The sequence below is a fragment of the Lutispora saccharofermentans genome (genome assembly GCF_024363565.1).
Classification (GTDB): Bacteria; Bacillota; Clostridia; order Lutisporales; family Lutisporaceae; genus Lutispora; species Lutispora saccharofermentans.
In genome coordinates this window covers 268150-280720 of the sequence record NZ_JAJEKE010000001.1, presented here as the reverse complement: position 1 = coordinate 280720, position 12571 = coordinate 268150, and the positions used below count along the sequence as shown (strand labels likewise).

Genomic DNA, 12571 nt, shown 5'->3' with positions numbered 1-12571 from the left:
TATAAGAATTTGGAGGCAATATATAAGGGGGAAGTAGAATGTTGGCAGATGCTGTGAAAAAATACTATGACAAAAGCTATGACTTGAATTGTGCTGAGACAATATTGTATGCAGCCAATGAAGCTTACGGATTAAATCTTGATAAGAAAGCATTAAAGACCATGGCAGCCTTTGGAGGCGGTATGGCAATTGAAGAGACCTGCGGTGCTCTTACAGGTGCACTGGCAGTGTTGGGAATACTATATGTTGAGGATAGGGCTCATGAAAGTGATAAGATAAAGGAGCTCACGAAAGAGTTTTTTCAGAAATTTAAAGACAAGCTATCAACAGATAATTGCAAAAAGCTTAAAGAATTGTACAGGAATGATGAAATAAGGTGCAGTCGCATTGTCTCTGCTGCTGCGGAGGTTTTGAGCGAAATAGTTGACAGAGAGGGATTAAAGAAGCAGGAGGTATGAAATACCTCCTGCTTTAATATTTGACGTTTTTATGACGTTCAACAGTTATAATCATAGATAAGGTAATCTTTTTAAATTCTCAATATTATGATTATTTTGTGATGCATAGGGAAGTATAATTTCATTAAAACTCCCAATAGAGGTCTTTATTGCATAAAAGTGATATAATATTGACAGCATGTAGTAATATTGGAATTTAATAAATAATTTTAAATAAAAAGATGGGAGGGACTTTGATGTTTACAAATTATGATATTTCCGGCGCAATGACAATAAAGCTGGAAAATGAACTGCCCCAAATGCCTGCTTTCGTTGAAGGCATAAGGAGGGCTCCGGATCGAGGCTTCACTTTAACAAAGGAACAGGCAGAAATTGCTCTGAAGAATGCACTCAGATATGTTCCAGAAGAGCTTCATGAAAAACTGGCTCCTGAGTTCATGGAGGAGTTGGTTACAAGAGGAAGGATTTATGGTTATCGTTTCAGACCTCAAGGAAGGATTTACGGAAAGCCTATTGAAGAGTACAAAGGAAACTGCATAGAAGGCAAGGCCTTTCAAGTAATGGTTGACAATAATCTGGACTTTGAGACAGCTTTATATCCTTATGAACTGGTGACTTACGGCGAGACGGGGCAGGTATGCCAGAACTGGATGCAATACAGGCTTATAAAGAAGTATCTGGAAGCATTGACGGATCATCATACTCTGGTAATAGAATCAGGGCATCCTCTGGGACTCTTCCATTCAAAGCCTACCGACCCAAGAGTGATCATAACTAATGCACTTATGGTAGGAATGTTCGATAACGGCAAGGATTGGCATTATGCAATGCAGATGGGCGTTGCAAATTACGGCCAGATGACAGCCGGAGGATGGATGTATATTGGGCCTCAAGGGATAGTACACGGGACCTTTAACACCATTCTTAATGCAGGCAGAAAAAAACTTGGCATAGGAGCAGATGAAGATCTTAGCGGATATTTATTTGTCACTTCAGGCCTTGGGGGCATGAGCGGCGCTCAGCCTAAAGCCATAGAAATTGCTAATGGTGTAGGAATAATAGCAGAAGTGGATTATTCCAGGATAGAAACAAGGCATGATCAGGGATGGGTAAGCAAGGTATCTGCAGACTTGGGAGAGGTATTCAAAACAGCTGCCGAGTATATGCGAAGGAAAGAACCCATATCGATAGCCTACCATGGAAACATTGTCGATCTGCTGGAGTATGCGGTTAAAAACAACATTCATATACATCTCCTGTCGGATCAGACCTCATGTCATGCGCCGTATGATGGAGGCTATTGTCCCCAGGGACTTAACTTTGAAGAAAGAACTAAGATGCTCAAAGAAGATCGAGAGAAATTCTGTACTCTCGTAGATAAGAGCTTGCAGCATCATTTCCAGCTCATAAAGGAGCTTGTAAAGAGAGGTTCATATTTCTTTGATTATGGAAACTCCTTTATGAAGGCTGTCTATGATGCAGGAGCTACTGAAATTGCTAAAAACGGAGTAGATGAAAAGGATGGATTTATATTTCCATCATATGTAGAAGATATAATGGGGCCTGAGCTTTTCGATTATGGCTATGGGCCTTTCAGATGGGTATGCCTGAGCGGAAAGCGCGAAGACCTTATAAAGACAGACCATGCTGCAATGGATTGTATCGATCCAAACAGAAGAGCTCAGGACAGAGACAACTGGGTATGGATAAGAGATGCGGAAAAGAACAAGCTGGTTGTAGGAACCCAGGCTAGAATACTCTATCAGGATGCCTGGGGAAGAACAAGGATCGCGCTAAGATTTAACGAAATGGTAAGAAAAGGTGAGATAGGTCCTGTGATGCTTGGCCGTGACCACCATGATGTAAGCGGCACTGATTCTCCGTTCAGGGAGACTTCCAATATCAAGGATGGAAGCAATATAATGGCCGATATGGCCGTCCAGTGCTTTGCAGGCAATGCTGCGAGAGGAATGAGCCTGGTTGCCCTTCACAATGGCGGTGGAGTAGGTATCGGAAAGGCCATCAATGGCGGCTTTGGTTTGGTCTTAGACGGAAGCGAAAGAATAGACAATATAATCAAGGATGCAATGCTTTGGGATGTCATGGGCGGAGTAGCAAGGAGAGCCTGGGCAAGAAATGAGAATTCTATAACCACATCCATTGAATACAATAAGACTCAGGAAGGCAAGGATCACATAACCCTGCCCTTTATACCAAAGGAAGAGCTGGTTAAGAATGCAGTGGAAAAAGCATTGAAAAAGTGATGGTGCATAATTATGGAAAATAATAACATGCTGATAAAGAATGCAAAGGAAATAGTTACCTGCAGTGGTTTTACGGCAAAGCAGGGAAGAGATATGTCTGATCTGCACATAATTGAAGATGGCGCGGTGGTTATAGAAGAAGGCAGGATTAAAGCAGTAGGGAAAAATGATGAAATACTTAAAAGCTTTGATGAGAAAAGCTATGAGGTCATTGATGCTGCAGGCAAAGCCGTATTGCCGGGATTTGTGGATTCTCATACTCATCTTGTTTTTGGAGGCTATAGGGCAGAAGAGTTTTCATGGAGGCTTCGCGGAGACAGCTATATGGACATCATGCAAAGGGGCGGAGGCATAGTCAATTCGGTAAAAGCAACGAGGGAAGCTCCGTCTGAAGAGCTGCTTGAGGTTGGGATGAGCCGCCTTGATTCCATGCTTTCCTTTGGAGTTACCACAGTAGAAGGCAAAAGCGGCTATGGCCTGGATTTAGAAACGGAGATAAAGCAATTAAAGGTTATGAAGAAGTTGGATTCATGCCATCCTCTGGACATCATCGGCACTTTTATGGGAGCTCATGCTACGCCTGTAGAATATAAAGGGAGAACAGACGAGTATGTAGATTATATCATAAAAGATATGATGCCTTTGGTCGCCAAAGAAAACCTTGCGGAGTTTTCAGATGTGTTTTGTGAGAAGAATGTATTTTCTATAGAACAGACCAGAAGGATACAGAATAAAGCCAAGGAATTAGGATTTAAAATAAAGCTCCATGCTGACGAAATCGTGCAATTTGGAGGCGGGGAACTGGCAGCGGAGCTTGGCGCCACATCTGCAGACCATCTGCTCCAGGTATCTGATAGAGGTATTGAGGATATGTCAAAGGCAGGAGTGGTTGCAACTTTGCTTCCCTGCACCGCCTTCAGCCTCAAGGAGAGCTTTGCCAGGGGAAGAAAAATGATAGATATGGGATGTGCTGTAGCTCTTGCCACAGATTTCAACCCCGGAAGCTGCTTTTGCGAATCCATTCCTTTGGTTTTCGCTCTGGCGGCTCTGCAGATGAATATTAGTATTGAAGAGGCTATAACGGCGCTGACGATAAATGGGGCGGCGGCTATTGATAGGGCTCATGAAATAGGAAGCATTGACCCGGGTAAAAAAGGTGATATACTTATACTGGAGTTCCCCTCATATAAGTTTATTCCGTATCATATTGGCGTAAGCACTGTAGAAAAGGTAATAAAAAACGGTAGGTTAGCCTTTGATAAGAAAAAAGGAGGCAGGATATGTTAGCAGATAAAAATATAAAAGCTTTTTTAGAAGAAACCGCATCAAGCGCTCCGGTGCCGGGAGGCGGGAGCGTAGCGGCTCTCAGCGCCGGTCTTGCAGCAGCCCTTACAGCGATGGTAGCAAATCTCACCATAGGCAAAAAAGGCTATGAAGGTCTTGAGGGCGAAATGGAAGCTATAGCTGATGAAGCAGATGGGTATAGAAAAAAATTCTTAGAATATATAGACAAGGATTGTGAATCTTTCAATGAGGTAATGGCTGCCTTCAGGCTTCCAAAGGAAACGGAAGAGGAAAAAGAATCAAGAAAAGGCAGCATCCAGACAGGCCTTAAGAATGCTGCGATAGTTCCCCTTGAGGTTGCGAAGAATGCACTGCAAATGATGAATATCATTGCTAAAGCGGTGGAAAAAGGCAATAAGAATGCTGTGACAGACGGCGCTGTAGCGGCGATGATGGCAAGAACAGCGTCTCTATCAGCCTTATACAATGTTAAAATCAATTTAAGCTCCATAAAAGATGCTGAGTTTGTTGAAAGGCTTGGCAAAGAAGTGGCAGATATTGAGAAGAAGGCTGCTGAGACGGAAAAGGCTATATTGGAGAAAGTTGTGCTTTAATCGAAAAGCCCGGACGATTGTCTGGGCTTTTAAAATTCCTGAAAACTTTTCCACTTATAATACGTCTAAATATATTTGATGGGGGTGATGTTTTATAGAAGCTATTATGAAATTAACAGATATCAGCAAAATCTATCGCATAGGAACTGAAAAGGTAGTTGCACTGGAGAATATAAATTTAGAAATCCCTAAAGGAGAAATTTGTTGTATATTGGGCACTTCCGGTTCAGGCAAATCAACTTTGCTCAATCTCATGGCCGGCCTTGAAAGGCCTACAAAGGGAAATATCAAGATCAAAGGTAAAAACATTGAAAGAATGAGTGAAAACAGCTTGGCTAAGTTTCGACAAAACTATGTAGGCTTTGTATTTCAATCATATAACCTGCTGCCTGCCCTTACTGCAGTAGAAAATGTCAGTTTACCTCTGATATTCAGGGGTGTCGGCAAAAAAACAAGAAATGAAAGAGCTAAAAAGCTGCTGGCGCAGGTAGGCCTGGAAAAGCATCTGAAGCATAAGCCGAATCAGATGAGCGGCGGACAGCAGCAAAGGGTTGGAATAGCGAGAGCTTTTGTGGGAAAGCCGGAGATAATATTTGCGGATGAGCCTACCGGAAATCTTGATTCAAAGACTACGATAGAGGTGATGAAGCTGATTACGGGCATTGCGAGAGAAAACAATCAGACATTGATCATCGTTACCCATGATGTAAATATTGCAAAATATGCGGACAGAATAGTATATATATTAGACGGCAACATAGAAAAAATAGAAAAGACGGTTAGTGCAGAGGGGGAAATAGTTTGAAAAAACGTTTAGCAGGTATAATTATTTTTCTGATGATGTTTCAGATGATTTCAGCCATTGGAGTGGCTTATGGATACCAGGAAGATAAGATTACAATAGCGAGTCAAAAATATAAAATTTCAAGCGTAGAGTATATTTCAAAAGTAAGTCCTTATCAAAGTTTTGATTTGGAGCTGAGCTTGGAAGGTATGACAAAAAAATACAAATTAATTTTAGAAGAAAATTCTTCTTTTATGTCACGTGAGGCAATAGATGGAGAATATAAAGATAAAAAATATAGACAAAATGATACTGTGAAAATTCCCTTATATTATAAGGGTGGAGAAGATACAACTTTAAATACTAGATTTGAAGATGAAGATGGCAATCAAATTGCGGGACCGCCAATTTATATGGATATTATAGCTGATACTTCACCTCCACCAAATACAGATAGTAAACGCCCCAATATTGTGGTTTCTGGAGGGGTCGATATGCCTGTAGTCAATGCGGGAGAAGAAGCCAGGATACGTATTCCTCTGGAAAACCTGTCATCGGTTTCAGCTAAAGATATTCAAGCGACTCTAGAATTCGATGCAGATGATAGTCCCTTTGAAATTAATAAACTTAGTCTTACATATTATATTGACAGGATAAATGGTAAAAAAACCGATGAAGCTGTATTTGTAGTAAAGGTATCAGACAGTGCGGCAGAAAAGGTATATACAGGAAGCTTAAAACTTATTTATTATACATTGTCTGGTATTAACAAAGAACAAGGAAGTTTCACTATACCAATAAGAGTCCAAAATTCCAAGAAGCCTGCAAAGCTTGTTTTATCCGCTATAGGTTACGGAGATACACCACTTACAGCAGGAGAAAAGAGAACCATTTCGCTGATACTGAGAAACAACGGAAATCTTGATGCTCGGGATGTGAAGATTTCCTTGAAGGGACTTAAGACAGATGGCTTCACATTGCATAATTCTCCTGATGTAAAGCAGGTTCAGGACATTCCCGGCAATAAGGTCATGCAGATCGATTATGTATTGATACCTTCCATAGCCATGGCTACGGGGAATCACGACTTACAGCTGAAGGTGGATTACAAGGACGGCAAGCAAAACTCTTTTACGGATGAATTCAGCTTTTTTCTGCCTGTGAAGGGCTTGGATACAACCATGTCCGACATAATAATAGAGAACATAGAAATGCCCAAGGAAGAGATAAAAAGCGAGGAAAGTTTTTTTATAGCTTTTGATATAGTGAATAAAAGTGATATAGAGGCCGATGAAGTAAAGGTAAGCTTGACCACAGACAAGGAAATAATATGTAAATCCTTGAATATTAAGAAGCTTGGCAAGCTGGTAAAGGACGATAAAAAAAGAGTGGAATTTGAGCTTTATGCTACTTCAGAAGCAGTTACCAAGAACTATCCCATTCAAATAAATGTGGATTATGAAAATGGAGTGGGAGAGAAGAAAACCAAAAATACCATAAGCCAATATGTCGGAGTCTATGTCGATAGAGGCAGCGGTAAGGGCACACCAAGGATAATAGTGGACAGGTATAATATAGAGCCTTATACGATACAGGCAGGAGATATTTTTCAGCTTACCATATCACTTTTAAACACCAGCTCCTATGCAACAGTCAGCAATATAAAAGTATCTCTTGTAAGTGATGATGGGGTTTTTAGCCCTGTTAACAGCAGCAATACCATATATATCGAAAGCATAGGGCCAAAGGAGAGCATGCAAAAAGTTTTCACATTGACTCCTAAGAGAGATGCAGAGCACAAGACCTATGGCATCTCTGTAAATATAGATTATGAGGATGAAAAGGGAACTCAATTAAGCTCAAAGGATATGATATCCGTACCTGTAATACAGCAGGCGAAGCTGGTATTAGGCGATGTGATGATTCCCCCTGAAGCCTATGTGGGGCAGACCTTTCCCGCTTCGGTGGAATTTTATAACATGGGTAAAACTACGCTGTATAATCTGATGATAAAGACAGAAGGAAACTTTACCACACAGAATTCAAATTATTATGTAGGCAATTTTGAATCCGGCAAAACAGACAGCTATGAAGTTGGAATAACACCGGAAGAGGAAGGGACTATAAACGGCAAGATAATTTTTAGCTATGAAAACGCAGTAGGCGAAGCCTTTGAAGAAGTAAAGGAAATACAAGCAAATGTAATACAAATGCCAATGGAGCCTATGCCTCAACCCGGCATGGGAGAAAACCCCGAGGAGAATGAAAAGAATAAAATTATGAAAATGGTTAAAAGCCCGTATTTTATAGCAGGTTCTATTATATTAGCTGCAGCCGTTGTTTTTATTGCCAGAAAGATACATAAAAAGAGGAAAGGTATGACTTTCGATGAATAGTATTGATATTGTCAATATGGGCCTCAGGAATATGTGGAGGAGAAAAACCAGAACCATCCTTACCGTTTTGGGAGTAATAATCGGAACCTCTTCCATAGTAACCATGCTATCTCTGGGAATTGGAATGAACGAGAATTTCAAGAGAGAGATAGAGAGCATGGGAAGTCTTAATATCATTGAAGTTAATACATATTATGTACCCCCTGAAGGAAATATGGGCAAGAGGCCTAAAGAGGTCAGCCTGGATGATAAAGCATTGGCAAAATTTAAAGCGATAGATGGGGTGGATGCTGTAACACCCATTATGCGTACTTATTGGAAATTTGGAGCAGGCAAGTATATAGGCGGTGTAAGCGTTATAGGAATAGATACAAAATCCATGGAAGCTTTTGATTTTAAAGTTGAAGAAGGCAGGCTCCTCAACGAAGGAGATAAAGGGGCTCTGGTTTTTGGTTCCTATGTGCCGGAAATGTTTTACAATCCCAAGGCTAGCTATTACTACGGCGGTCCGCCGCCCAAGGCTGATTTGATCAGCGATAAGCTTATAATGACCATGAATCAGGAATATGGGGAAAGAAGGAGAACCGGACCCAGTGACAGCAGCGAGAAGCCCCCACCGGAGTATAAGGTTAAGGGTGTGGGAATATTAAAGCAAAGCAATGATGAAAAAGATTATAATGCTTATATGGATATCAACTATCTTAAAAAAATCCAGGAGGAAAGCAATAAAGTTCAAGACAGGCAAGCGAGAGGAAGGTATCGTTACAGAGAGGTTTCAAAGACCAGCTACGACAATGCTATGGTAAAGGTTAAAGATATTAAGGATGTAAAAAAGATTCAAGAACAAATCAAAGCAATGGGTTTTGGTGCTTATAGCCTCACGGATATTTTGGAATCCATGCAAAAGACCTCAGCAGGCATACAGGCAGTTTTAGGCGGCATTGGAGCAGTATCTTTGCTTGTCGCTGCATTGGGGATTACGAATACGATGATAATGTCTATTTATGAAAGAACGAGAGAAATAGGCGTTATGAAGGTATTAGGAGCAGAACTGGGTTCAATAAGAAGACTATTCTTATTTGAAGCAGGGCTTATCGGTTTTTCAGGCGGTATTGTAGGTATAGGCTTTAGCTTCTTAGTGTCGTTTATTCTAAATAAATTTGGAGTATCCTTCATGAACTTTTTTGGCCCCATGGGGGAGGGAAGCAAGATATCTGTCATACCGCTATGGCTTGCTGGTGCTTCGGTATTGTTTGCAACACTTGTAGGTTTGGTTTCCGGATACTATCCTGCGAAAAGAGCTATGAAGCTCAGTGCTCTTGAAGCAATAAAAACAGAATAAAAAATGAAAATAAAAGGATTCTAATGATAGGGTAAGATATATATAAGAAATACACAAATAGGGAGTGGCAGCTACTTGACATATAGTATATCTTATTGTTATAAATAGTATAGCACATATAAACAATAGTACCATATGTTGCTCATTAATATATATGTTTATTATCTACGTGATTGGAGGATGTATAATGGGTATTAAGGTTGCCATAAACGGTTTTGGAAGGATTGGAAGGCAAATAACCCGTATAGTTGCTGACAAGTGGAAGGACAGTGATATTGAACTGGTTGCAGTCAATGCAAGGGCAAATACCGGGACTTTGGCTCACCTGCTGAAGTATGATTCTGCCTATGGGAAATTTAATGGAACCATAGAAGCTGAAGAGGATGCTCTGGTGATAAATGGGAAAAGAGTAAAGGTATTTGCAATATCCGAAGCAGCCAATATTCCGTGGGGAGAGCTTGGAATTGACATTGTGATTGAATCCACCGGCGCATATACCAAGAGAGAAAAGGCAATGGAACACATCAATGCGGGTGCAAAGAAGCTTGTGATCACAGCTCCTGCTGTAGATGAAGATGTGACGGTTGTTATGGGAGTAAATGAAAAGGGTTATGATGCTGAGAAGCATGTGATTGTATCTAATGCTTCCTGTACAACAAATTGCCTGGCTCCCTTCGCCAAGGTGCTGCATGAAAAGTTCGGCATAGAGCAGGGACTTATGACTACAATACACTCCTATACCAATGATCAGAGAATACTGGATAAGAGCCATAAGGATTTGAGGAGAGCAAGGTCTGCCGCGGAATCCATAATTCCTACCACTACAGGAGCTGCAAAGGCTGTTGGAAAGGTATTGCCTGAGTTGAAGGGCAAGCTTAACGGATTTTCATTAAGAGTTCCTACTCCTACGGTTTCAGTTACGGATCTGGTCTGCAATTTCTCCCGAGAGGTTACCGCAGAGGGAATAAATGCAGCTCTTAAAGAAGCCTCAGAAGGTGAACTGAAGGGAATATTAGGCTATTCTGAAGAGCCTTTGGTATCAATAGATTATAAAGGGGACGACAGGTCCTCCATAGTGGATGCCTTGTCCACCATGGTGATAGGGGACAGGATGGCAAAGGTAGTTGCCTGGTATGACAATGAATGGGGCTATTCCTGCAGAACAGTTGATTTGGTTGAATATATAGCAAAGAGAATGTAATTTGAAAAAGGATTATCCGAGCAGATAATCCTTTTTATTTTGATAAAAATATAACACTTCTATTTATCAGAAATAATAGGTAGAATTATATATAACCCATAAATTTGATAGGAGTGACCCGTTTGGGAAATAAGGAGTATTTAATTTCTTTGCTTAAAAAGATGCCTATGCTTTTATTTGGATTATTCTTATATTCTGCAGGAATAGTGGCAACATTATACTCCAGATTGGGAATGAGCCCTTGGGAAGTATTTCATATGGGCATTGTAAACCATACGCCCCTGACCCTTGGGCAAGCCTCACAGGTAACAGGCTTATGCATACTGGCATTATCTTATTTTATTGGAGTAATACCCGGACTGGCAAGCGTAATGAACATGTACTTTATCGGATTTTTTATTGACTTGATAGATAGATCGGGTTTCTATAAAACTCCGGACACTATTTTAGGTAAGCTTTCTCTGCTTATGCTTGGAATATTGATGATTGGCTGGGCCACATTCTTTTACCTAAAGGTGCAGCTTGGAGCAGGTCCCCGGGATGGTTTGATGGAAGGCCTGGTAAAAAAAATGAATAAGCCCGTTTGGTTGATAAGAGGTGCTATTGAGCTCACAGTGCTGACCATAGGATACCTGCTCGGAGGCCCGATAGGTGTAGGTACTTTGATCATCGCCTTTACGATAGGTCTCTCGGTTCAATTGGCTTTCAGAATGGGGAAATATGATTCCAAATCAGTTGAGCATGAGAACTTACTGATGATGGCTGATAATTTTAAGAAAAAACAAGAGGAGCATATACCATAAAAATTGTGGCACTCCATTTGAAGTGCCACAATTTTTTATGAAGATCTATTTCAGATTTCCCAGCTTGTCATATTTGGATTCGTAGTCATTGAAGGTTTTAACTACCAGAGAAATCATCCCCAGCAATGCTATCAAGTTGGGGATTACCATCAAGCCGTTAAACATATCCGCCAATTCCCATACAACAGGCACTTTCATTGTAGTTCCAAAGACAATAAATGCCAATACAGCTATTCTATAAATAGTAAGGCTTCCTTTACCAAATAAATATTTCATGTTGGCTTCTCCAAAGAAATACCAGCCTACTATGGTTGTAAAGGAGAAGAACAGCAAGCATATTGCGATAAAAGGATTGCCGAAAGCTCCGAAACCTCTGGCAAAGGCTTCCTGTGTAAGCGCAATCCCTGTAAGGCCTGTATCTATAACTCCTGTCATCAAAACTACTAATGCTGTAAATGTGCAAATGACCAAAGTATCGATAATGACTCCCATTATGGCTACGAGGCCTTGTTGAGCAGGATGCTTAACCTTTGCAACAGCATGAGCATGAGGAGTTGAACCCATACCTGCTTCATTGGAGAATAAGCCTCTCGCAATACCATATCTGAAGGCTTCCTTGACTGAAACACCTATGATACCGCCGGTAGCTGCAGCCGGATTAAAAGCTCCATATATGATCATTTTAAATGCCGGCAATATCATATCAGCATTTTTAAGAACAATGACCAGTCCACCTACAATGTAAAGCAAGGCCATAAAGGGTACGACTTTTTCTGCAAAGGATGCAATTCTGCCGATACCGCCAAAGATTATCATTGCGACTAAAATAGCTACTATTATTCCTACATATAAGTTTGGTATCCCAAAAGCAGAATTGAAGGCTTCTCCGATTGAGTTGGATTGGACCATGTTTCCTACAAAGCCGAGAGCGATTACTATAGTGATTGCAAAGAAACCGGCAAGAAATTTGCTGCCCAGACCTTTTTTAATATAATAGGCAGGTCCGCCTGTGACTTCTCCGTCTATGTTTTCTGTATAAGTTTGTGCCAAAACCGCTTCTGCAAATATTGTTCCCATGCCAAAAAAAGCGCTAATCCACATCCAGAATACAGCGCCCGGACCTCCGGAAGCGATAGCTGTAGCAACTCCGGCTAAGTTTCCTGTGCCGACCTGGGCTGCGATAGCTGTAGCAAGAGCCTGGAATGAAGATATACCGCCTTCTTGGCCTTCGGTTTTTTCTTTTTTGAATATACCGCCGAAAGCTTGCTTGAAAATGTTTTTAAATCTTCTTACCTGAGGGAATCGGAGTTTCGAGGTATATAATATACCTGTTCCTAATAACAAGAATAGCATTATGGGTCCCCATAATACTCCGTTGATTTGTTTTAGAATTGACATAATATCCATAGACTAAGCCTCCTCATG

General features: G+C 40.9%; 10 protein-coding genes. 9 read left to right on the top strand and 1 reads right to left on the bottom strand.

The window, feature by feature from the left end; translation table 11 throughout:
• The first annotated feature begins 38 nt into the window (after nt 1-38).
• The 9 genes from LJD61_RS01470 to LJD61_RS01430 all read left to right on the top strand — a co-directional run bounded on the left by LJD61_RS01470 (nt 39) and on the right by LJD61_RS01430 (nt 11146).
• Nucleotides 39-458 carry a C-GCAxxG-C-C family (seleno)protein gene (locus LJD61_RS01470; RefSeq protein WP_255225712.1) on the top strand — a complete coding sequence of 140 codons (420 nt, stop codon included), beginning with the start codon at nt 39-41 and terminating at the stop codon, nt 456-458.
• Nucleotides 459-694: 236 nt separating this feature from the next.
• Nucleotides 695-2722 carry a urocanate hydratase gene (locus tag LJD61_RS01465; RefSeq protein ID WP_255225711.1) on the top strand — a complete coding sequence of 676 codons (2028 nt, stop codon included), beginning with the start codon at nt 695-697 and terminating at the stop codon, nt 2720-2722.
• 12 nt (nt 2723-2734) lie between these two features.
• Entirely contained in the window at nt 2735-4009 is a 1275-nt protein-coding gene (hutI, locus tag LJD61_RS01460; RefSeq protein WP_255225710.1) for an imidazolonepropionase, read from the top strand.
• A complete protein-coding gene (locus LJD61_RS01455; RefSeq protein WP_255225709.1) occupies nt 4003-4620 on the top strand; it encodes a cyclodeaminase/cyclohydrolase family protein in 618 nt (205 codons plus the stop codon). Before hutI ends, LJD61_RS01455 begins: the two co-directional genes overlap by 7 nt.
• A gap of 106 nt (nt 4621-4726) precedes the next feature.
• Complete coding sequence (locus LJD61_RS01450; RefSeq protein ID WP_255225708.1) at nt 4727-5425, top strand: ABC transporter ATP-binding protein; 699 nt, start codon at nt 4727-4729, stop codon at nt 5423-5425.
• Nucleotides 5422-7800, top strand: a complete 2379-nt coding sequence (locus LJD61_RS01445; RefSeq protein WP_255225707.1) for a COG1361 S-layer family protein — start codon at nt 5422-5424, stop codon at nt 7798-7800. The genes LJD61_RS01450 and LJD61_RS01445 overlap by 4 nt, the downstream gene beginning before the upstream one ends.
• Nucleotides 7793-9142, top strand: a complete 1350-nt coding sequence (locus tag LJD61_RS01440; RefSeq protein WP_255225706.1) for an ABC transporter permease — start codon at nt 7793-7795, stop codon at nt 9140-9142. The genes LJD61_RS01445 and LJD61_RS01440 overlap by 8 nt, the downstream gene beginning before the upstream one ends.
• A 187-nt stretch (nt 9143-9329) precedes the next feature.
• On the top strand, nt 9330-10343 hold the full coding sequence (gene gap, locus LJD61_RS01435; RefSeq protein ID WP_255225705.1) for a type I glyceraldehyde-3-phosphate dehydrogenase: 1014 nt from the start codon (nt 9330-9332) through the stop codon (nt 10341-10343).
• 113 nt (nt 10344-10456) lie between these two features.
• Nucleotides 10457-11146, top strand: a complete 690-nt coding sequence (locus LJD61_RS01430; RefSeq protein ID WP_408614549.1) for a YczE/YyaS/YitT family protein — start codon at nt 10457-10459, stop codon at nt 11144-11146.
• A gap of 45 nt (nt 11147-11191) precedes the next feature.
• Here the strand turns inward: LJD61_RS01430 and LJD61_RS01425 are convergent, their stop codons facing one another.
• A complete protein-coding gene (locus LJD61_RS01425; RefSeq protein WP_255225703.1) occupies nt 11192-12553 on the bottom strand; it encodes an alanine/glycine:cation symporter family protein in 1362 nt (453 codons plus the stop codon).
• Nucleotides 12554-12571 lie beyond the last annotated feature (18 nt).